This window comes from Plebeiibacterium marinum, assembly GCF_026013615.1.
GTDB classification, from domain to species: Bacteria; Bacteroidota; Bacteroidia; order Bacteroidales; family Marinilabiliaceae; genus Saccharicrinis; species Saccharicrinis marinus_A.
The window spans coordinates 55,925-78,452 of sequence record NZ_JAPDPI010000008.1 but is presented as its reverse complement, the minus strand read 5'-3'; the positions used below and the strand labels follow the sequence as shown (position 1 = coordinate 78,452).

The window sequence follows — 22,528 nt, the reverse complement described above, 5'->3', positions numbered from 1 at the left end:
CGAAGTTTTTAAAATATTCACATATTTATTATATTTGTATCAAAGAGTTCCGGCTTCCGGGATTCTTTATTTTTTTATATAGTAACCATAAAGGAGGAAGAAAGATGTCAAACGTAAGTTATCTTACCGAAGAGGGTTTGAAAAAATTAAAAGAAGAACTACACCAGTTAGAATCGGTGGAAAGGCCAAGTATATCAGCACAGATTGCTGAAGCACGTGATAAGGGCGACTTATCTGAGAATGCAGAATATGATGCTGCCAAAGAAGCTCAGGGATTGCTTGAAATGAAGATTGCTAAACTCAAAAACATTTTAGCAAATTCAAGAATCATCGACGAATCAAAAATTGACACCTCAAAGGTTCAGCTTTTAAACAAAGTAAAGCTCAAAAACTTAAAAAACAATGCTGTAATGACATACACATTGGTTCCTGAAAGCGAAGCCAATTTAAAAGAAGGAAAGATCTCCATCTCCACACCTATTGCAAAAGGATTGCTTGGAAAAAAAGTTGGAGACCAGGCCGAGATAAAAGTTCCATCAGGAATCATGACTTTTGAAATTATAGAAATATCTATTTAACATCAAAATTTACAGATTATGCCAAGCATATTTTCAAAAATTGTAAACGGAGAAATTCCCTCATATAAAATTGCAGAGGATGAAAACTACTTTGCTTTTTTAGACATTAATCCTTTACAGGAAGGCCATACACTTGTCATTCCCAAAAAAGAAGTAGATTATATTTTTGATATTGAAGATGACCTACTTGCAGGGATGATGGTTTTTGCCAGGAAAATTGCAAAGGCACTAGACAAAGCAATTCCTTCAAAAAGGGTTGGAGTAGCGGTTTTAGGCTTGGAGGTTCCTCATGCTCACATTCACTTGATTCCTCTTCAAAGTGAGGGTGACATTAACTTTTCCAATCCCAAACTCAAGTTTACAAACGAAGAATTTATGGCAATTGCCGACAAAATAAAAAAGGAGCTTTAAGCTCCTTTTATTTTTTCACCCTACCAGGATTCTTATTTATAAACTCCTTCCAACTTTTTACGTTTTTCTGCTTAGTCACATTTTTATTTTGAAAAAAATGACACAAAGCTGCCGCCACACCATCTGTGGCATCCAAATATTTAGGCTCTGTTTCAATTTTTAAATACCTTGCCAAAAAGGCTGCAACCTGCTCTTTACTGGCCCCACCATTACCGGTTATGGCCATTTTTATCTTCAAGGGTGCATATTCGAACACCGGCAACTCTCTCGACAGGGCTGCCGCCATGGCAACTCCCTGAGCCCTTCCCAGCTTCAGCATCGACTGTACATTTTTACCAAAAAATGGTGCCTCAATGGCCAGCTCATCAGGATGGTAATGATCTACCAGGCGAACAACCGTATCAAATATCTTTTTCAGCTTTAAATAATGATCATTATACTTCTGCAACTCAAGAACCCCCATTGAAACCAAGGAAGGTTTATTTCCTGTCACTTTCAATATCCCATACCCCATAACGGTAGTTCCGGGGTCAATACCAAGTATAATGCGCTCCTTAACCAAAATTTACAACGATTTTAGGATGGAACTAAAATATAGGATTTCATTCCCAAAATCCGAACTCATCTGGCCCAAAACAACAGGAGACTGCCTGTTGATCACCTCCAGCTCTGTAGGCGTGGCCACTTTCCACTGAACAGAAATCGTTTTCTCCTCAGGATTCTCAGTAGACATTACTTCAAAGATCCCCACTTCGCTTGCAGGAACAATGTTTTTAATCAATGGAGTATAGGTGTTTTTTAACCACACCAGCCACTTATCAAATTTGGATTGACTAACAACAAAGGTTGTATTGAATATAAACATCAGAATACTTTTTATTTAAAACAATAAACCCTGCAAGGGTGCAGGGTTATATCTTACTTAATATAAAATTATCTATTTGATCATATCAAAACCACAATAAGGAACCAGCACATCAGGAATTCGAATTCCTTCAGGAGTTTGATTATTCTCCAACAAAGCAGCTAAAATACGCGGCAATGCCAAAGCACTACCATTTAAGGTATGAGCCAACTCCGGCTTTTTCATATCTTTGCCTTTATAACGACACTTCAGACGGTTAGCCTGATAACTTTCAAAGTTTGAAACAGAACTAACCTCTAACCAACGCTCCTGAGCAGCAGAATACACCTCAAAATCAAAAGTCAATGCCGAAGTAAAACTAATATCACCACCACAAAGACGTAAGATCCGATAAGGCAATCCCAGTTTATTAACGAGGCTCTCAACATGAGCTACCATACCATCAAGCACTTCATACGATTTTTCAGGATGTGCAATCTGCACAATTTCAACTTTATCAAACTGATGCAACCTGTTCAACCCACGCACATGAGCGCCCCACGATCCAGCTTCACGACGGAAACATGGAGTATAAGCCATATTTTTTAATGGAAGATCCTCTTCCTTAACCACCACATCGCGATAAATATTGGTAACAGGCACCTCAGCCGTTGGAATAAGATATAAATTATCAGCTGTAGCATGGTACATCATTCCTTCTTTATCGGGCAGCTGGCCCGTACCAAAACCGGAATCCTCATTCACTACAATCGGAGGCAACACCTCATTATACCCGGCTTTTTCACCTTCATCCAGAAAGAAATTAATCAAAGCACGCTGCAAACGTGCTCCTTTTCCTTTATAAACCGGAAATCCGGCACCGGTAATTTTAGTTCCCAGCTCAAAATCTATGATATCATACTTCTTAATCAATTCCCAATGAGGCAGCTTTTCTCCATCAATATCCTTAACCTCTCCTCCTTCTTTTACCATCTCATTATCTTCTTCGCTATTTCCTTCAGGAACAGATAGATGAGGAATGTTTGGCAATTTAACCACTTCACTGTCAAGCTGAGCCGTTATATCATTAAGCTGAACATTTAAGTCTTTAATTGTATCCTTTAGTTCAGCTGTTTTAGCTTTAGCCTCATTTGCTTCCTGAGCTTTACCTTGCTTAAACAACATGCCAATTTCTTTTGAAAGACTATTCATTTCAGCTTGCTTGCTATCAACTTCCGTTTGCGTCGATTTCCTTTTATTGTCAAGCTCTATAATAGTTTCAACAACTCCGGCAGCATCAAATCGCTTAACTTTCAAGCGCTCGATCACCTCTTCTTTATTTTCCTGAATAAATTTTAGCGTAAGCATTATATATGATATTCTAATTTGTTGATATATGGATAAAAAAAATCTCCTGATTTGTGCTACGAAAGTAACAAAAACAGGAGACTCTTAAAATCTTTTCAAATCTTTTTATTCAGCAGCAAAAGGCTCAACTGATACATAAGATTTGTCATTTCTTTTCTTACGGAAAGTTACAGTACCATCAATAAGAGCGAATAATGTATGATCTTTACCGATTCCTACATTTTCACCTGGATGATGCTGAGTTCCTCTCTGACGTACTAAGATGTTACCTGCTTTAGCAGCTTGTCCACCAAAAATTTTAACGCCTAATCGTTTACTTTCGGACTCTCTACCGTTTTTCGAACTACCGACTCCTTTTTTATGTGCCATCTTATTCTAATTTTTTTAATTATCCAACTAAAATGTCTTCTATCTGAATTTGAGAAAATTGTTGACGATGACCGTTTTTCTTCTTGTAACCTTTTCTTCTTTTCTTTTTGAAAATGATTACCTTGTCACCTTTTACATGAGAAAGTACTTTAGCAGTTACTTTAGCTCCTTCGATCAAAGGAGCACCTACTTGTACATTTCCTTCGTTGTCAACCAACATTACTTTTTCAAACTCAACAGCAGCTCCTTCTTCCTGAGCAAGACGATGAACATAAATTTTGCTGTCTTTTTCTACTTTAAACTGTTGTCCTGCAATATCTACAATCGCGTACATCACAATTATATTTTAAAATTATATCCAGGAGGCGGGCTTTCAATCTCATTATCAGCCACTTTACCTTGCCTCACAAGAAGTATCGGAGTGCAAAAGTATAAAATATTTCAATAACAGCAAAATAATCCGTGTTAATTCAATGAATTTCAATGATGTTGTACAAACAACGAATATATTCTGCTCTTCATATCATGCTGGTTTTAATTCCTAAATTTTAAGGTATTCATTAATTACCAACTGCAGGATAATACATCTAATAATGAATGTTGTTAAAAACAATTTGTTATATTTGTTCTATTGGAAATACATACAACTACTACTTCGAAACACGAAGAGATTTTATGAGCAAGAAAAAAGTAAAACTTAATATACTAGGTCTGTCATATAGCCAAACGCAATCAGGCGCTTATGCCTTGGTTTTGGCTGAAGAAGAAGGAGAGAGAAGAATCCCAATTATCATCGGTGGAGTTGAAGCTCAATCCATCGCAATAAAACTCGAAGGACTTGAACCACCCCGCCCCCTTACGCATGACCTATTCCTGAATTTTTCAAAAGCCTTTAATATTGATATCATTGAAGTTATTATATACAAGCTTGAGGAAGGCATATTTTATTCTGAATTGGTTTGCATTAAAGATGGCCAGGAACTAAGGATTGACTCCAGAACTTCGGATGCCGTGGCTTTATCGTTACGATTCAACTGCCCTATTTATACTTACGAAGCAATTATTGACAGTGCCGGAATTGTATTGGACACCAATACAGAAAACGAAGTAGAGATAGATACAGAAGAAAAATCGACAGAAGGTGGAGAATCAAAATATTCAACACTCCCTATTGAAGAACTAAATAAACTGCTCGAGGAAGCTATCAGTAAAGAGGACTACGAAAAAGCTTCTGAGATCAGAGATGAAATACAAAAAAGGAGTGCTTCATAACCCCTGCCTCCCCAAAACACCCATTATCCCCAATTCATGACAAAAAAGATTCCAGGTGCACTATTATTATTAGCACTATGCCCAGAAAACACGTTTGCCGCTTCAGGCATCATTGAACAAACTTCGGCCGGACTAACCTTTACTGGCTTATCAAGAGGCATAATTGGAATGGCTGTTTTAATTGGTATTGCATGGCTTTTTAGTGCAAACAAAAAGGCTATAAACTGGCGAGTTGTAGGGACCGGGTTGGCCATTCAACTTTTTTTGGCCATTTCAATATTAAACATACCATTTGTACAGGGCTTTTTTGAATTTATAAGTAAGCTTTTTGTGCAAGTTCTAAATTTTACTGAAGCTGGCACCTCATTTCTTTTTAAAAGCTTTGGTGCAGGAGAAATAGAATCGCCCCTGTTAAATTTTGCAGTCACTATTTTACCAACCATTATATTTTTCTCAGCTCTTACCAGCCTGCTTTTTTATTATGGCATCATCCAAAAAGTGGTATACATATTGGCGTTGGCCATGACAAAATTGATGAAGTTATCCGGTGCCGAGAGCTTATCTGTAGCTGGAAACATTTTTCTTGGACAAACAGAATCACCCTTAATGATTAAAGCATACCTTGAAAAAATGAACCGCTCCGAGATGCTATTGGTGATGTCAGGTGGCATGGCCACCCTTGCCGGAGGCGTGTTAGCTGTTTATATAAAGATTTTAGGAGGGGGAATCCCTTCGCAGGAAATACTATATGCAAAGCACTTATTGGCAGCCTCAATTATGGCGGCCCCTGGTGTTGTTGTTATCTCTAAAATCCTTTTACCCCAAACTGACAAGATCAACAATGAGGTTGTTATTACCAAAGAAAAAATTGGTAAAAATGCACTTGATGCTATTTCAAATGGCACTTCAGAAGGTTTAAAACTTGCAGTTAATGTAGGAGCCATGCTATTGGTGTTTATTTCTTTTATAGCTATGGCCAATTTTATTTTTTCAAAAGCGGGTCACTACTCCGGATTAAACAGTGTAATTGCAAGTGCCACTTCCGGCGAATACAAAGAACTAAACCTCCAGTTTATTTTAGGATATGCCTTTTCTCCACTAATGTGGCTAATTGGTGTGTGCAGTGAAGATATAGACCTGGTTGGCCGTGTGTTGGGAGAAAAAATAATAATGACAGAATTTATAGGTTATGTAAGTCTTGGTGAATTAAAAGAAGCAGGTGCTTTTGCCCAACAAAAATCTGCTATCATTGCAACCTACGTTTTATGCGGTTTTGCCAACTTTGCTTCTATTGGAATCCAGATTGGAGGCATTGGCGCCATTGCCCCCGGCCAAAGAATCACACTTACCCAACTCGGCATGAGAGCTCTGCTGGCCGGAACACTGGCATCCCTTCTTTCAGCAACTATTGTTGGAATGATATTAGGCTGAATATTATAATTTTAAGCCAGAAAAATTTCCTTACACCTGTAACTTTAAAACCGGAGTATGCGTCTCATCTTTGTGTTTAATTAAAATCCCAAAGAAGATGAAGACATTTTTATCGCTCACTCTGGCTGTATTTACACTAAATAGCTGTATCATCAACAATGCCACGGGTCAACAAACCATAATTGACAAGGCAGAAAAAAACTTTGACAACATTGCATCCATCGATGTTAAAGGAGCATTCTGCCATGTAGACATTACAAGTCATCCAGACTCAAATGTATCCTTTAAAGGAGAGATAAGAAGTAAAAAAGAGAGAGATGACATTAAAATCAAATATAAAATAAATGGAAACACCCTGGAAGTATGGATTGAACACCCAAACAACCTTTGGGGTTCTTTTAGCGGAGACCTAAACTTCCAGGTGCCAGAAAACACCAATATTAACGTAAGAAACTCGTCAGGCGGCATCGACATATCCAACATAGGACAAAGCACTGTTGATTTAGTTTCAAGCTCAGGAAGCATTACTGCTAAATACATTGATAGCAATCTGAAAGCAACAGCCAGCTCCGGGAGTTTAAATATTTCAGACATTGGTGGCAACGTTAAAGCCACATGCTCATCCGGAAGCCATAAAATTGAAAGGGTGAAAGGGAATGTAAGCGCAACAGCATCCTCAGGAACCATTAGAATCAGCGACATTAAGGGCTCTGTAAAAAGCACTTCCTCATCTGGATCGCAAATTCTAACCAACATTGAATCTGACATTCACGCCACAGGCAGCTCCGGCAGCATAAAGATGGAAAATATCAATGGCAGCATAACGGCAAGAGTGAGCTCTGGAAGCATAAGAATAACCAACGCAAAAGGGGTGCTTGACCTGATATCTTCAAGTGGTAGCCAAAGTGGCATTGGTATTACTCTTAACGGAAATTCATCATTCAAAAGCTCTTCTGGTAGCATTAAAATGGAACTAACCAATAGTGCCAAAGATTTATCATTTAACCTGGCTGCCTCCTCTGGAAGCTTAAACGCCAAGGGTGCTGAAGGGAAAAAGAAACTAATTATTGAAAAGGGCAATATCAAAGTTCACGGAATAAGTTCCTCAGGAAGTCAATCTTATAGATAAATTGACTATTAAAAAAGGGTGTCCCTACAACAGACACCCTTCTCTTAATTCCAGATATTTTATAATACAACCAGGATTATTTTTTAATAACCTTAATTGTTTGACTAATACCATTACCTCTAACCCGAAGAATATACACTCCTTCTTGCAAATCCGCCATATTTAATTCATACTCTGAACCCCGTGCCATTTGCTGACATACCATACGTCCACTCAAACTAAACAAAGCCAACTGACATTCAGCCTCTGGTAAATTTACTCTAAGAATATCCTTCACCGGATTAGGATAGACAAAAATATAACATCATTAACAATAATTTCGCATAGAGAAACCAAACCTTATACACATTTTGACCAACAGCACAAATTTCATGACACATTACTACTTCTATAAAGAAAAAACGTAGAACTTAGCCAAAACAAAAGAATATTTACACTCTTTATTTTTGGATAAATAAAAAGATATTTAATATCTTGTAATTAAGCTTCGGGAGAAACACACAATAACAAGTCACCACCAACTTCAAGTTAAACCTAAATTTTATACACGTATGGACTCATTCGATTATACCATAAATTATTTTATGCAATCTGACCTTGACAATGAAAATCCGGACAGGTATGTAAATAATTATGAAGCTGAGATAATGGTGTACAAGCCATCTGGAGAATATATAAAAATTGGGAGATTAGTTTTTAGCATTATACTCATAAATCAAATCATTGAACAAAATTATGACCTTTTCCATGTTTTTGATGCTTCAAAACCCATCCTTGATTTTGGGATGAAGTTTATTGATTTTGAAAATGGCGAATTCAACGAAAATTTTATGAATCTTGCCGATAAAGATATGTATCTGGACGACCTATGTATTATAACAGATTATGAATTGTTGCCCGGCTTTAGAGGGAAAAGACTCGGCTCAAAAATATTAAAGGACTTGTATACCAGATTTAACAATTGCACCGGTGCCATTATAATAAAGGCAATCCCTTTTCAGCAAACTATTAATGAAAAAGTAAAATCCGGGAATTATGAAGAAGATGCATTTACAAGGGCTATGAATTTTGAAGATGCTGAATTTGACGAAGAAACAGCCCAACTAAAACTAAATGCGTTTTTTCAGAGATCCGGATTTAAATACCTGGCAAATAATTACTTCTACATCAACACTCATTTTAAACAGCCTAAACTTATGGCCGCTGAGTGGTAGTAGCAAATATAGATGTCAATTCTCTAAGCTTAAAGCTTTCACCGGCAACAATGCCTTTGTCATTCATTTCAAGACAACAGCATTCATTATATAAATCATGTTCAAAAAACATGATGTAGTCATTTTCACAAGCTTCCTGAAGAAACATTCTTTTTTCAGACATAGATACCATTGGGTTGGTATCGTATGCTGAAACCCAGGCTTCAGGGATGCTTGCCTTAAGGGGAATGAAATCTGCCATATAAACTATGGTCTTCCCATTATTACTAATAAAAGGGATTATCTGCCCAAGAGTATGCCCGTTAAAAAGCCTTAGTTTAATACCAGGACACAATTCCATATCTTCTTTAACCAGCTTCAGCTTACCTGACTCTAAAACCGGCACAATATTCTCTTTAAAATACACACTCCCTTCCCGAACATTTGGCTGATGAAAATTTTCCCATTGAGATTCAGCAACCCAACAGGTTGCATTTGGAAAAGTTAACGATAAAACACCATCCTGATCCTTACTGACAACACCTCCACAATGATCAAAATGGAGGTGGGTAAGAACCACATCTGTAACCTGATCTAATGAAACCCCAGTATCATCAAACGACTTACAAAGAGAATCATCACCATTCAAGTGCTGGTACGAAAAAAACTTTTCACTTTGCTTATCCCCGGCCCCTGTATCAATCAACACAATTCTATCACCCGTTTTTACTAACAAGCACCGCATAGACAAGTTACAATAGTTATCATTATTACACGGATACTGCTTAACCCACATTACTTTAGGAACAACACCAAACACAGCTCCCCCATCGGCCATAAAATTGCCGGTTTCTATCTTAATTAATTCCATTAAAACTATCCATTATCAATCCTGAATTGCCTTCACAAAGTCCGTAACTTCCCATGTCGACCCATCGGCAATAACCTGCGCTTTAGAATAAAACGGCTCTCTTTCCTTAAGTTTTTCAGAGATAAAAGCCAACAACTCCTCCTTACTTTTATTTGCAACCAGCGGTCGCTGTGCCTTGGCACCCTTAAGCCGATCATTTAAAACCTCCGGAGTCAGCTTAATATATATCGTCACCCCTGTGGCATTCATCACATCCATATTATCAAAGTAACACGGGGTACCACCACCTGCACCAACAATTACCTTCTCAAAATCCCCAATTTCTCTCAGGCACCTGGCTTCCATCTCCCTAAATCCATCCTCACCTTTCTCCTCAAAAATCTGGGTTATGGTTTTGTGATACTTGTTTTCAATAAAATGGTCCATATCAACAAAGGTCCACCCCATTTCATCCGAAAGCCAACGCCCCATGGTCGACTTTCCACTTCCCATAAAACCGATTAAATAAACCCTTTTAACCATTAAAACAACGACATTTGATCCTTATCATTTTCTGTTTCCTCACTCTCTTGTTCAGGCTCTTCGGGCTCCTCCCTTTTTATAATGGGCTCCAGTTCATTGATTTTTGAAACCTGATAAGTAGTTAACCTCTTTCCTCTGGCTTTATAGCTTTTTACACCAATAAACTCATCCACTTCAACTATCATTTTGTCTTTCTCCTTATCCTCACCACCAAATTTCACCTCTAATCTAGGGTAATCAACGGTTGTTACCCTAACCAGATACGATTTCGAATGCTCTCCTATAAATCGCTGAGGCTTAGCTGATGGCTCAAGTTGAAAGCGTTTCAGGTAAAAATACTTTTGGTCACCATCATAATAAGCTACCGACCAAACCTTATCAGAAACATATTTTTCTATAATCAAAATATTATCTTCGTAATGATTGGCCAAATCAAAATTTGTGTGGTAAAAATTCCCGTCTTTTGTGATGACCAGGATCTGATCATCGGCATGGAATTCACCAAGATATTCTCCACGACCATCAGAGTTAAGCCTTAAAACATCTTTATCAAACCATATTTTTCTTCCCCCAAGTGTCGAAACACCTTTCTTACGCAGAGCTACTTTCTGCACCTCATATTTAGTAAGAATATTTCCCATGGCACCGCGACCTTTGATAGCAAGTGTAGCCATATCAAAATCAAAAATCAAATTACGCACACGAGCCTTTGGTCTCAACACAATTTTAAGCACCTCAGCCTCCCCGTTAGGATTGGCACTAAAATATAACACATCAGAACCTTTGGTTCCTTTGGTTACATCATATTCTTTATCTCTTGTAATTCCTGTTACTGCAAATCTTTTTACATAAACGGTTCCGGCTTTTCCATCCCTGTAAACCACATTATATATAGTTCTTGTATCAGACTTTTTAAATACCGCAAGATGAATTACCCCTTTGCCAATAAAAGCTTTATCCGATACTTTAGTTATCAGATACCTACCATCTTTATAAAAAATAATAATATCATCAATATCAGAACAGTCACAAACAAACTCATCCCTGCGAAGCGAAGTTCCCATAAAACCTTCGCTACGGTTGATATACAGTTTTTCGTTTTTAACAACTACTTTACTTGCTTCAATATTTTCAAAACTCCTGATTTCCGTTTGACGAGGGAAATTTTTGCCATACGACTTTTTGATATGCTTAAAATAGTTAATTGAATAAGGAATAATATTTTCAAGATTATAAGCAATCTGTTCCATTTCCTCTTCTAGAGAAGCAATATATTCATCAGCCTTATGAGCATCAAAACGAGAAATTCTCTTAATCTTAATCTCTGTTAGTTTCAGGATATCGTCCCTCGTTACTTCCCTGCGAAGGTTCTTTTTAAAAGGCTCAAGACCATGATCAATAGTTTGAATAATTGCCTCCATGGTCTCACATTCCTCGATTTTCTGATATATTTTATTCTCTATAAAAATCCTTTCCAGTGAAGCAAAATGCCATGCTTCTTCCAGTTCACCCCTCCTGATCTCTAATTCTCTGGTCAACAAGTGGACTGTATGCTCAGTATTCTTAACCAAAACCTCAGAAACCCCGATAAACCTCGGGATATTATCTTCAATCAAACAGCAGTTTGGCGAAATAGAAACCTCGCAATCGGTAAAAGCATAAAGTGCATCTATGGTTTTATCCGTAGACACACCGTTAGGCAGATGGATCAGGATTTCAACATTTTCGGCAGTATTATCATCAATCTTCTTTATCTTAATCTTTCCTTTTTCATTGGCTTTAAGGATAGAATCAATCAAAGAAGATGTGTTTTTACCATAAGGGATATCTGTAATATTTAGCGTCCTGTTATCCTGCTTAACAATTTTTGCCCTCACTTTTACAGCACCACCTCTTATCCCATCGTTATAACGGGATACATCCACCATTCCTCCTGCCGGAAAATCAGGAAATAATTCAAAATTCCTCCCTTCAAGATGCGCGATTGAAGCATCAATCAGTTCGTTAAAGTTATGGGGGAGAATTTTAGATGCCAGACCAACAGCAATACCCTCAACCCCTTGAGCAAGCAACAAGGGAAATTTAACCGGAAGTGTAATAGGTTCTTTATTACGCCCATCATAACTCATTTTCCACAGGGTGGTTTTTGGGTTAAATACTACTTCCTGAGCAAACTTTGTTAACCGGGCTTCAATATAACGCGGAGCAGCTGCACCATCACCCGTAGCTACATTACCCCAGTTTCCCTGGGTATCAATTAGCAAATTCTTTTGTCCCAGCTGAACCAATGCATCCCCAATTGATGCATCCCCATGTGGGTGAAATTGCATGGTAAAACCAATAATGTTAGCCACTTTATTATACCTACCATCATCCATTCTTCGCATGGCATGTAATATACGGCGCTGAACAGGCTTTAATCCATCATTAATATGCGGAACGGCACGCTCCAGGATAACATACGAAGCATAATCTAGAAACCACCCTTTGAACATACCTCCTAAGTGAGATATTTTCACATCTGAGGGTTGATTTTCAGCGGACTTGTTCTGATCCTCCATATTTTGATTATCTTCAGGGGTTAGGTTAGTTTCTTCTTCGCTTGGAGTGTTAATATCTTCGCTCATGCTTATTATGGCAATTAATAATGTTTATATTATGCAGGATCTTCCTCTACTACCAGATTATCAATAATAAAATTCTGACGGTCGGGTGTATTTTTACCCATATAAAAAGAAAGCAGTTGGGATACGGCGTCTTCTTTTCTCATCCTGACTGGTTCCAACCTTACATCCTTTCCGATAAAATGCTTGAACTCATCCGGGCTAATCTCTCCCAATCCTTTAAAGCGGGTAATTTCAGGATTTGCTCCCAAGGATTTTATCGCCTTATCTTTTTCCTCATCCGAATAACAGTATATAGTCTTCTTTTTATTACGCACCCTAAACAAAGGGGTTTGTAAAATATAAAGATGCCCGTTCTTTACCAATTCAGGAAAAAATTGTAAAAAGAAAGTAATTAAAAGTAACCGGATATGCATTCCATCAACATCAGCATCTGTAGCTATGATAACATGGTTGTATCTTAAGGTTTCTAAGCCGTCTTCAATATTTAATGCTGCCTGCAAAAGGTTAAACTCCTCGTTTTCATATACCACTTTACGGGTTAAACCATACGAATTCAGCGGCTTCCCTTTTAAACTAAATACCGCCTGCGTATTAACGCTACGAGCCTTTGTTATAGAGCCACTGGCAGAATCTCCCTCGGTAATAAAGATAGACGAATTTGGTGCATCCTCATTATTTGAACTATAGTGCACACGGCAATCACGCAATTTTTTATTGTGAAGGCTCACCTTTTTGGCCCTTTCTTTGGCCAACTTCTGAATTCCTGAAATGGCTTTCCTTTCCTTTTCAGATTCCAGAATTTTCCTCATCAACAATTCAGCAGTTTCTGTATTCCTATGAAGGAAATTATCTAATTCTTTTTTTATAAAGTCAGATACATAATTTCTTACGGAAGGACCATTGGGACCCATATCTTTTGATCCCAGCTTTGTTTTGGTTTGAGATTCAAAAACAGGTTCTTCAATTTTTATACTAATGGCAGCAATAACACCCGTCCTGATATCGGATACATCAAAGTTTTTATTATAAAACTCCCTGACTGTTTTAACCAATGCCTCACGAAAAGCAATTTGATGTGTACCCCCCTGAGTAGTATGCTGACCGTTTACAAAGGTGTAATACTCTTCTCCATACTGATTACCATGGGTTAACGCTACCTCAAAATCTTCAGCTTGTAAATGAATCAATGGGTAAATACCTGGCGAAGTCATGTTTTCATTTAACAAATCCAGCAATCCATTTTTCGACTTATATGTCTTCCCATTATAATTAATTGCCAAACCTGCATTCAGGTAGGTATAATTTCTTAAAAGAGGTTCAATATACTCGTCCCTGAAATTATATTTCTCAAAAATCTCCGCATCGGGACAAAAGGATACAAAGGTTCCATTTTCTTCCGAAGTAGGCTCAATCTCATAATCCTTGATAACATCCCCTTTTGAGAACTCAACTTTTTTACATTCACCATCACGAAATGCAGTAACAGTAAATATAGTTGAGAGCGCATTTACAGCTTTGATACCGACACCATTCAATCCCACAGATTTTTTAAACACTTTGGAATCGTATTTAGCGCCCGTATTCATTTTTGATGCAACATCAATCACTTTCCCCAATGGGATCCCTCTACCAAAATCCCTTATGGTAACCTGCCCATCTTGCACTGTTACATCAATCTTTTTTCCAAACCCCATCATGTACTCATCGATAGAATTATCCATTACTTCTTTTAGTAACACATAAATACCATCATCTTGATACGAACCATCACCAAGTTTCCCGATATACATCCCCGGCCTTCTTCGAATATGCTCTTTCCAGTCTAAGGTTCTGATGGCATCTTCTGAATACTGTTGCGACATAATATAAGCGTGTTTAAATATATTTTTATCCGGTAAGCCGATACATATAATATGCATCAAATGAACTCATAAAAATCCAACCCCAAATACAGTTGAAAAAATTCCCTCAAATATAACGAAAACCGTTTTTTTTTGGTAATCATTTTATCAACAATCTCCCAACCGCCACCACTTATAAATATAATTCACAGTATATAAAGCCCATAAATTTTCTTACAACAAAAAAAACGGACCCATTTTATGAATCCGTTTATTGCAAATTTGTGAACCAATTATTACTACATTCTTGACTTTTAGACTTAACAACTGCATCAGAGCAGCCCTAATACTCATAAAAGCCTGCATAAAAAAAATAAAAATTTTCTGAAAACATAGTGTTTATCAGGTTTTTTTGACTAAAAACACAAAAAAAATTACATTCAAATAAATCACCCATCGATAATTCCCATTTTTTTCATTAGGAACGATGCGTTGTGATTTTGCGTAACTCCCTTATAAAGTTTATAATCAAAATGGAGAACATCATTATCATTAGTCACTTCAAAGCACAAATTGCTAATCCTGCCCCCTGTTTCTTCCTCAAGTATCTCAAGCTCCAAATCGTGGGTTGCAATCATTCCAAACACATTATAATTTAACAGCTTCCTGAGTAAGGCCATACTGCCAAATGTTTTATCCTTTGAGTTAGTACCTTTCAATATCTCGTCAAGAATAATAAACAATTTCTCCCCCGCATATAGTTTATCTATTATAAATTTCAACCTTTTTAGCTCTGCAAAAAAATAAGACTCATTTTTCATCAGAGAATCAGTTGTACGCATATTAGTAACCAGTTTAATAGGAGAATACAACATTTTTTCGGCACAAACTACAGCACCACAATTTGCCAACACCAAATTCAATCCAACACTCCTCAAAAAGGTACTCTTACCAGACATATTTGCACCCGTAATTAAGGCAAAAACCGATTGATCGAAGTCAAAATCATTACATACCCTAACTTTTCTATCCAACAAAGGATGCCCAAGTTTTCTGGCCTCATAAACTGCACTATCTTGCAATTCAGGAAAAACAAAGTCAGGATGATTATATACATAACCTGCAAGACTATTCAAAGCATCCATTTCATGTACTACATCCATCCAGGCAAAAAGGTGGTGCAAGTGCTTTTCAAACCAGTTTTCAATTTTCAGAATATAGATATAATCCCAAAGAAAAAACCCATTCAATAAAACCCCTGCCAACATCCCATTACGCTGGTCAAAATGGTTCATATAAGTACTTAATTTTTTGATTGCTCCAGAGGCATTATGTTCTTTTGCCACCAGTAAATCTTTTAAAACATTTAATTTATCGGATGAAAACTGTTGTTTGGCTATTAAATCTGTTAATTCAGAATACTTTTGAAGTATATTGGAAAGGACAGAATAACGGGAATTTAACTTATTGATAGACTTAAAATTAACACCCACCACATTCAAATTTACCAGAAATATAAAAATGGGCAACCAAGCTAAATAACCAAACGAAGCAAGAACTACAGAAAGAACAAACAACAACCACATTCCCTTGATTAAATATTGAAAAACAATATTTTTATTTTTCAACCATGGAACATATTCTTTAAAGGAAGAAATCCTATTCAAATCCTCCTGAGACTCATCTAAAAACTTACCTTTAGCATAAAACAATTGCCGGAAAGACAACATCTTTGATAGTTCATTGAGCACTTCTTGCTGTGTCTTTATCCCACTAATCCCTTCTTCCAACTCGCCAAGGGTAAGCTTGTTCTTCAGGTTAATTTCCCCTGCAATAGTCACACAACGATTAATATACTGAAAGAAAGAACCTTGACCAAACAAATCAAGATCATGAGAAAAATTATGGAAAGGATCAATAAACTTTTCACCAGAAGCAAAGCAGCTCCAATTGCCATTCAATGCAGAAGATTCATTTTTATTTAGTTCCTGAAGATGTAAATTTTGTTCTTTAAAGCGCTTGTACCGGTTAAACTTTTTAATTATAAAAACAAAACCACCAACAGCCGTAAAAAAGGCGATTACAGAAACAAAGATAGATATATTAAGAAAGTAAACAGGCACTCCAATCGTCAAAACAAAAAGCAAAACCCTGGCCCATCCCGTTTTTATGATCTTTTGGGAGTAGAGTTTTGCCTCAGCACCATACTTATTTTGGAGCTTATCATACTCTGTTATCAGCTCATCATATCTTTGTTGGATTCCTCCAGTGCTTTCCATATCATATCCTTTAGTTCAGTAATGCCATTATTGGCCACCGAAGATATAAAAGTATATGGAATATCAGGAAGTTCGTGCTTTATTTCAGCAATCAATTCGTCATCAAGCAAATCACTTTTTGATATGGCCAACAAACGCTGTTTATCGAGCAATTCGGGGTTATAGCTTTTCAGCTCATTCAACAATACCTGATATTCTTTTGCAATATCATCAGCATCTGCAGGCACCAGGAACAACAGGATAGAGTTTCGCTCAATATGACGCAAAAACCTCAACCCAAGACCTTTACCTTCACTTGCTCCTTCAATAATGCCCGGAATATCAGCCATTACGAAAGATTTATATCCCCGATAATTCACAATCCCCAAATTGGGAACCAATGTGGTAAAAGGATAATCCGCAATCTCCGGTTTAGCAGCTGAAACCACTGAAAGCAATGTTGACTTACCTGCATTGGGAAAACCAACCAACCCAACATCTGCCAACACTTTTAACTCAAGTATTACAGCCAGCTCAATTCCTTCCTGACCAGGTTGGGCATATCGGGGAGTTTGATTCACAGAGGTTTTAAAATGCATATTGCCTCTTCCTCCCATACCACCTTTGGCCAAAACAAACTCCTGATCCTCCTCTGTAATTTCACAGATAACTTCTCCAGTCTCTGCGTTTTTGGCAACAGTTCCCAATGGCACAAAAATAGTTCTATCTTCACCTTGGGCACCAAAACTTCCCTGGCCACTCCCACTCATTCCATGCCCTGCAAATACATGCCGCTGAAATTTCAGGTGCAGAAGAGTCCAGTGGTTACGGCTTCCTTTCACAATCACATGTCCACCTCTACCGCCATCTCCACCATCAGGACCACCTTTAGGCACAAATTTCTCACGACGCATATGCATTGAACCTGCTCCTCCCTTACCAGAACGGCAAAATATCTTCACATAATCAACAAAATTGCTACTTGCCATAACCTTATATTATTAAAACAACAAGCCACGACAATACTTTATATTGTCGCGGCTCTATAATTTACAAATATTTTTTTACTTAACAGAATCAAGAACCTCAGTGATGGAACCAAAGATTTCATCAATACTTCCTACCCCTTTAATTGATTTATGAACTTTTTTTGCCTTATAAAAATCAATCACCGGCTTAGTCTGACTTTCATACACAGAAATTCTCTTTTCTATAGTCTCAAGATTATCATCCGAACGCCCTGAAGTTTCTCCTCTTTTTAAAAGTCTGTCAATCAACTCTTCTCTAGGAACCTCCAGATTAACCATCACACTAACTTTAGTGTTATACTCAGCCAATAACTCCTCTAATGCTTTTGCCTGCTCTACAGTACGTGGAAAACCATCAAAAATAACTCCTTCGTTTCCTACCAAAGATTCAATCTTATTATCTATCATACCGATAATTGTTTCATCAGGAACCAATTCCCCCTTATCGATAAAACTTTTTGCAATAGTACCTAATTGAGTATGACCGCTGATTTCAGCTCTTAACAGATCTCCGGTAGAGATATGAGCCAGGTTGTACTTCTTAATAATATTTTCACTTTGGGTACCTTTACCGGACCCTGGAGGGCCAAAAATGACTACGTTCAACATTTCGGTTATAATTTATTTATTTTACAACTGTATATATATTTGCAAGATTACGTCCATGACCATCATAATCAAGTCCATATCCCACAATAAAATCATTCGGAATATCCATCCCTTTATAATCAATAGTCAGATCAACCTTACATGCTTCAGGTTTATAAAGCATAGTGGCAATCTTCACTTCCGAAGGTTGGTATCCCTCAAGCTGCTTCTGGATTTTTTCAATGGTAAATCCAGTATCTATAATATCCTCAAGCACAACCACACATCTCCCTTCAATATTCTCATTCAATCCAATAAGTTCCTTTACTTTTCCGGTAGATGACGTCCCCTGGTATGAAGAAAGTTTCACAAAGCTAATCTCACACGGAAAGTTCAACTTCTTCATCAAATCAGCTGCAAACATGAAAGATCCGTTCAACACACAAATCATCAAGGGATCTTTATCCGCCAACTCTTCATTCATTTTCTGCGCAATACCCTCAATTGCCTTATCAATAGTTTCAAAAGGAATAGACAACTCAAACTCCTTGTCTAATAGCTTTATACGTTTCATTAATTGGGAAATTTTTTATTTCTGTGGCGCAAAAGTACAAAAAAATACAATCTTAAAGTCATTTTCTTTTTATAACTTATTAATTTTGCGCTAGTTTAAACATATTTATCACTTATTATTTGAAATTACTATGCAAGCAGTAGTTAGTATTATCATGGGAAGCACCTCTGATTTGCCAGTTATGGAAAAAGCAGCACAAGTGCTTAACGACTTAAAAATTCCATTTGAAATCAATGCATTATCTGCGCACAGAACACCAGAGGCAGTTGAGAAATTTGCAAAGGGAGCTGAAGAAAGGGGCATCAAGGTAATTATTGCAGCAGCTGGGATGGCAGCTCATCTACCAGGCGTTATTGCTTCTATGACAAAACTTCCAATAATTGGTGTACCTATCAAAGCATCACTTGATGGTTTGGATGCTCTTTTGGCAATTGTTCAGATGCCTCCAGGAATACCTGTAGCAACAGTAGGTATAAATGGAGCCCAAAACGCAGGTATCTTAGCTGCTCAAATGCTGGCTCTTGGCGATGCAGATTTAGCCTCAAGGGTTGCAGATTTTAAAGAAAACCTAAAAACAAAAATTGAGAAAGCCAACAAAGAGCTTAGCGAAATTAAGTATGATTTTAAAACCAACTGATTCATTGGTTAGAATAAATTATCATCCAACGAAAAATTAAAGTTGGACTTTTGACATAAATAAGGTAACTTTTCAATTATTTTTTAAAGTTGCCTTATTTTTTTTAATTAAACCATGAATCAACAAAACCTTAAACAAAGGGCTTTTTTTAAAGCAAGCTTACTACTTATTGTATTTCTAACTAACCCAATCCAAACAATTGCCCAACCCGGCTTCCAGTCTTCACCTTCGATACTGGGACAAGGAGACACGGGATCAACAACCTCTGGAATTTCTAGCATATTATCCAATCCGGCAGGAATACACACCATAAAATCAACAAGCGTTTCTGCAAATTATTACGCCCCATACATGATTTCCGAACTCAGCACCCAATCCTTGTCTGTTGCAGCTCCCTTATCATTTGGCACCACCTATGGATCAATTAAGAGGTTCGGGTTTGACAAATACAACGAAACTACATTTGCAGTTGGGCTAACCAGACAAATAGCCCCAACCTTAAGCATGAACTTTCAACTCAACCTTCAACACAATCAAATAGTTGAATCCGGAAATTCAACTCAAGTTTTTTCTTCATTTGGAGTTCAATTTGCACCTCACCAACAGGTTATTGCGGCCTTTCATATAACTAATCCTGAAAAAGCAACTATAAAAACAAGGGAAGAAACAGAAACTATCCCTTCCATATACACTTTAGGAATACGGTGGCAGTCAAACCCCAGGTTTTCTGTTGCCTACGAAATAATAAAGCAAACAAATTACAAAACAACCAACTGTTTTGGATGCGAATACCACACCAACAACTTTTTAATTGCCCGAATAGGCGCTTTTGGCAAGCCAATGAACTACACCCTTGGAGTCGGATTCATCCTTAACAACATTACAATTGACGCCTGCGCTGTTAACCATCAAACCCTTGGTATCTCATCAGGATTAGGATTAACATACAATTTTAACCAAAAACAATGAAACAAGCACTTTTGATATTCACCATTATTTATCCAATGGTGATCCCTGCCCAAAACCCAGTAACCAACAACGCTGTTACACAACAACTTTTAGAGTACCTTGCTGAGAACGACAATGACATTAGCGAAAACTCGCAAAGCATTGACGATCTAATCGATCAGGCCAACACACCCATCAACATTAACAACATTAACAAATCAAAACTTGAAAAACTCTGGTTCTTGTCTGATTTCCAAGCAAGAGAGCTACTGGACTTCATAGACAAATACCAACCCATATTCAGCAAATATCAATTACAATCACTCAATACATTCACTCCGGAAACTATTGAATTACTATCACTTTTTGTTACTTATGGCAAACCAGACATGATTCACAAAAACTACCTCAATGGCAATGTCATTATCAAAGACGCCTTTGACATACAAAAGGCAAAAGGATACCAAACCAATGACAGTTCTGCATACCTGGGAAACAACCACCAAATTTACTCCCGGGCTATTATTGAATATGGCAATCACTATTCGACAGGATTTGTAATAGAAAAAGACCCTGGAGAACAATTCCTGAACAAAAACAAAACCGATTTTTATTCAGGATTTCTGCAATACAAGGGCAATAAACTACTCAAAAAAGTAATCATAGGCGATTTCAAAGCTAACTTTGGCCAGGGACTTGCTTTATGGACAGGATCAAACATGAGTAAATCCGGATCTGTTTCGCATATAAGAAAAAAAGGGGAAGAATTAAAAAGATACTCCTCCACAAACGAAACGAATTTCTTTAGAGGAATAGCCTCCTCACTGGCTTACAAATCCATTCAACTACAAACTTTTATATCAACAAGAAACAAGGATGCCCGAATTGAATACGATTCCACACAGAACTTATCTTTAATAACTTCCATGCCACAAACAGGCTACCACAGAACCCTCAATGAACTTTCTACACGCAACACCCTAAAACAAACCACATATGGAGTTAATATTAATTACAGATGGAAAAATATCTCTGCCAGTGCAGGAACGGCTTTTACACAACTGGATGCGGATTCTATACAAACTACCCAAACTTACAAGCAGCTAAATCCTCCAACCACACACTCCCAAAACCACTGGCTTTCGTATAATTACGGAAATAACAACTTCATATACTTTGGAGAAATAGCTATCGACAAAGACAAACACATTGCCACTCTAAATGGATTCCTTATTAAACCTACAACAAACGTTACAGCATCTATCCTGTATAGAAACATCTCAACAAAATACTATTCCCCATACATTTGCACATTTTCAGAAAGCACCAATCCCTCAGGTGAAACAGGTTGTTTTATCGGATTACATATGTACCCCATAAAAAAACTTGAAACAGAAGCCCACATCGACATTTTTAAATTCAATTGGCTAAAATACAATATAGACAAACCTTCAAATGGCTATGAGATTTCTATCAGGTCAAATTATAAAATTACACCTACCTCGGAGCTATCAATTCAATACAAAGAAAAAGAAAAGCACCGAAACCTCACAACAGATGAGACTCCCGAATACACAACCAAAACCTATAATTTAAAAAAAATCAGGTTGAATATCAGTTGCCAGCCCACCGAAAATTGGAGGATACAATTACGAACCGAAAAATCAATATACCAATACGATCCATTACCCGGCTCAAGCGGCTTTCTGTCTTTTGCAGATTTACACTATGAATCTTCAAACAAGAGACTTTCCAGCTCTTTCCGTTATACTATTTTTGCAACGGACGACTACAACTCAAGAATTTATACCTACGAAAACGATGTATTGTACACGTTTAGCATTCCTGCATTTTATGATGAAGGCTCCAGGGTTTACTTTACAGGAAGATATCAGTTAACAGACAGAATAAAACTATGGATAAAGGCTGGACACACCTGGTATCCCAATAAAAAAGAAATTGGTTCAGGATTGCAAACTATCTCAGGCAATTCCAGAACCAATTTAAAAATTCAATTACAAATAAAACTATAATGGTTT

23 protein-coding genes are annotated in these 22,528 nt (G+C 37.3%); 9 read left to right on the top strand and 14 right to left on the bottom strand.

Features of this window, described 5'->3' with window-relative positions:
• Positions 1 to 104 precede the first annotated feature (104 nt).
• Positions 105 to 578 carry a transcription elongation factor GreA gene (gene greA, locus OM074_RS05910; RefSeq protein ID WP_301198421.1) on the top strand — a complete coding sequence of 158 codons (474 nt, stop codon included), beginning with the start codon at positions 105 to 107 and terminating at the stop codon, positions 576 to 578.
• An 18-nt stretch (positions 579 to 596) separates the two neighbouring features.
• On the top strand, positions 597 to 989 hold the full coding sequence (locus OM074_RS05905; protein ID WP_301198419.1) for an HIT family protein: 393 nt from the start codon (positions 597 to 599) through the stop codon (positions 987 to 989).
• Positions 990 to 996: 7 nt separating this feature from the next.
• Here OM074_RS05905 and ruvC read toward each other — a convergent pair whose 3' ends face one another.
• From ruvC to rplU, 5 genes are all read right to left on the bottom strand, one after another.
• Positions 997 to 1,551 carry a crossover junction endodeoxyribonuclease RuvC gene (gene ruvC / locus OM074_RS05900; protein ID WP_301198417.1) on the bottom strand — a complete coding sequence of 185 codons (555 nt, stop codon included), beginning with the start codon at positions 1,549 to 1,551 and terminating at the stop codon, positions 997 to 999.
• Positions 1,552 to 1,554: 3 nt separating this feature from the next.
• Positions 1,555 to 1,854 (bottom strand): DUF4286 family protein, encoded by a 300-nt coding sequence (locus tag OM074_RS05895; protein WP_301198415.1) that lies wholly within the window; start codon positions 1,852 to 1,854, stop codon positions 1,555 to 1,557.
• Between the two features lie 72 nt (positions 1,855 to 1,926).
• Positions 1,927 to 3,201 carry a serine--tRNA ligase gene (serS, locus tag OM074_RS05890; RefSeq protein WP_301198412.1) on the bottom strand — a complete coding sequence of 425 codons (1,275 nt, stop codon included), beginning with the start codon at positions 3,199 to 3,201 and terminating at the stop codon, positions 1,927 to 1,929.
• Between the two features lie 105 nt (positions 3,202 to 3,306).
• Positions 3,307 to 3,570 (bottom strand): 50S ribosomal protein L27, encoded by a 264-nt coding sequence (gene rpmA / locus OM074_RS05885; RefSeq protein WP_301198410.1) that lies wholly within the window; start codon positions 3,568 to 3,570, stop codon positions 3,307 to 3,309.
• A gap of 19 nt (positions 3,571 to 3,589) precedes the next feature.
• Positions 3,590 to 3,904 carry a 50S ribosomal protein L21 gene (gene rplU / locus OM074_RS05880; protein ID WP_301198407.1) on the bottom strand — a complete coding sequence of 105 codons (315 nt, stop codon included), beginning with the start codon at positions 3,902 to 3,904 and terminating at the stop codon, positions 3,590 to 3,592.
• 341 nt (positions 3,905 to 4,245) lie between these two features.
• Between rplU and OM074_RS05875 the strand changes: the two genes are divergently transcribed.
• From OM074_RS05875 to OM074_RS05865, 3 genes are all read left to right on the top strand, one after another.
• The gene (locus tag OM074_RS05875; protein WP_301198404.1) at positions 4,246 to 4,842 is read left to right on the top strand and encodes a bifunctional nuclease family protein; all 597 of its coding nucleotides are present in this window, start codon (positions 4,246 to 4,248) and stop codon (positions 4,840 to 4,842) included.
• A gap of 36 nt (positions 4,843 to 4,878) precedes the next feature.
• Positions 4,879 to 6,273, top strand: coding sequence for a NupC/NupG family nucleoside CNT transporter (locus OM074_RS05870; RefSeq protein ID WP_301198402.1), 1,395 nt, complete (start codon positions 4,879 to 4,881; stop codon positions 6,271 to 6,273).
• Between the two features lie 97 nt (positions 6,274 to 6,370).
• Positions 6,371 to 7,402 (top strand): DUF4097 family beta strand repeat-containing protein, encoded by a 1,032-nt coding sequence (locus OM074_RS05865; RefSeq protein ID WP_301198400.1) that lies wholly within the window; start codon positions 6,371 to 6,373, stop codon positions 7,400 to 7,402.
• A gap of 76 nt (positions 7,403 to 7,478) precedes the next feature.
• Here the strand turns inward: OM074_RS05865 and OM074_RS05860 are convergent, their stop codons facing one another.
• Positions 7,479 to 7,700, bottom strand: a complete 222-nt coding sequence (locus tag OM074_RS05860) for a T9SS type A sorting domain-containing protein (protein ID WP_301198498.1) — start codon at positions 7,698 to 7,700, stop codon at positions 7,479 to 7,481.
• 253 nt (positions 7,701 to 7,953) lie between these two features.
• Here OM074_RS05860 and OM074_RS05855 point away from each other — a divergent pair, with 253 nt between their 5' ends.
• Complete coding sequence (locus tag OM074_RS05855) at positions 7,954 to 8,616, top strand: hypothetical protein (protein WP_301198398.1); 663 nt, start codon at positions 7,954 to 7,956, stop codon at positions 8,614 to 8,616.
• On the opposite strand, the gene OM074_RS05850 is transcribed toward OM074_RS05855, so the two are convergent.
• From OM074_RS05850 to hpt, 8 genes are all read right to left on the bottom strand, one after another.
• The gene (locus tag OM074_RS05850) at positions 8,597 to 9,466 is read right to left on the bottom strand and encodes an MBL fold metallo-hydrolase (RefSeq protein ID WP_301198397.1); all 870 of its coding nucleotides are present in this window, start codon (positions 9,464 to 9,466) and stop codon (positions 8,597 to 8,599) included. The genes OM074_RS05855 and OM074_RS05850 overlap by 20 nt on opposite strands.
• A 15-nt stretch (positions 9,467 to 9,481) precedes the next feature.
• On the bottom strand, positions 9,482 to 9,988 hold the full coding sequence (locus tag OM074_RS05845) for a shikimate kinase (protein ID WP_301198396.1): 507 nt from the start codon (positions 9,986 to 9,988) through the stop codon (positions 9,482 to 9,484).
• Positions 9,988 to 12,615, bottom strand: a complete 2,628-nt coding sequence (locus OM074_RS05840) for a DNA gyrase/topoisomerase IV subunit A (RefSeq protein ID WP_301198394.1) — start codon at positions 12,613 to 12,615, stop codon at positions 9,988 to 9,990. The genes OM074_RS05845 and OM074_RS05840 overlap by 1 nt, the downstream gene beginning before the upstream one ends.
• Positions 12,616 to 12,644: 29 nt before the next feature.
• A complete protein-coding gene (locus OM074_RS05835; protein WP_301198393.1) occupies positions 12,645 to 14,477 on the bottom strand; it encodes a DNA topoisomerase IV subunit B in 1,833 nt (610 codons plus the stop codon).
• Positions 14,478 to 14,905: 428 nt separating this feature from the next.
• On the bottom strand, positions 14,906 to 16,735 hold the full coding sequence (locus OM074_RS05830; protein ID WP_301198391.1) for a MutS-related protein: 1,830 nt from the start codon (positions 16,733 to 16,735) through the stop codon (positions 14,906 to 14,908).
• Complete coding sequence (gene obgE / locus OM074_RS05825) at positions 16,693 to 17,703, bottom strand: GTPase ObgE (RefSeq protein ID WP_301198389.1); 1,011 nt, start codon at positions 17,701 to 17,703, stop codon at positions 16,693 to 16,695. The genes OM074_RS05830 and obgE overlap by 43 nt, the downstream gene beginning before the upstream one ends.
• 75 nt (positions 17,704 to 17,778) lie before the next feature.
• The gene (locus OM074_RS05820) at positions 17,779 to 18,351 is read right to left on the bottom strand and encodes an adenylate kinase (protein WP_301198387.1); all 573 of its coding nucleotides are present in this window, start codon (positions 18,349 to 18,351) and stop codon (positions 17,779 to 17,781) included.
• A gap of 16 nt (positions 18,352 to 18,367) precedes the next feature.
• Positions 18,368 to 18,904 (bottom strand): hypoxanthine phosphoribosyltransferase, encoded by a 537-nt coding sequence (hpt, locus tag OM074_RS05815; RefSeq protein ID WP_301198386.1) that lies wholly within the window; start codon positions 18,902 to 18,904, stop codon positions 18,368 to 18,370.
• A 130-nt stretch (positions 18,905 to 19,034) separates the two neighbouring features.
• Here hpt and purE point away from each other — a divergent pair, with 130 nt between their 5' ends.
• From purE to OM074_RS05800, 3 genes are all read left to right on the top strand, one after another.
• Positions 19,035 to 19,541 carry a 5-(carboxyamino)imidazole ribonucleotide mutase gene (gene purE / locus OM074_RS05810; protein ID WP_301198384.1) on the top strand — a complete coding sequence of 169 codons (507 nt, stop codon included), beginning with the start codon at positions 19,035 to 19,037 and terminating at the stop codon, positions 19,539 to 19,541.
• 114 nt (positions 19,542 to 19,655) lie between these two features.
• Complete coding sequence (locus OM074_RS05805) at positions 19,656 to 20,510, top strand: hypothetical protein (protein WP_301198383.1); 855 nt, start codon at positions 19,656 to 19,658, stop codon at positions 20,508 to 20,510.
• Positions 20,507 to 22,522, top strand: a complete 2,016-nt coding sequence (locus OM074_RS05800; RefSeq protein WP_301198382.1) for a helix-hairpin-helix domain-containing protein — start codon at positions 20,507 to 20,509, stop codon at positions 22,520 to 22,522. The genes OM074_RS05805 and OM074_RS05800 overlap by 4 nt, the downstream gene beginning before the upstream one ends.
• The last annotated feature ends 6 nt before the right edge of the window (positions 22,523 to 22,528 follow it).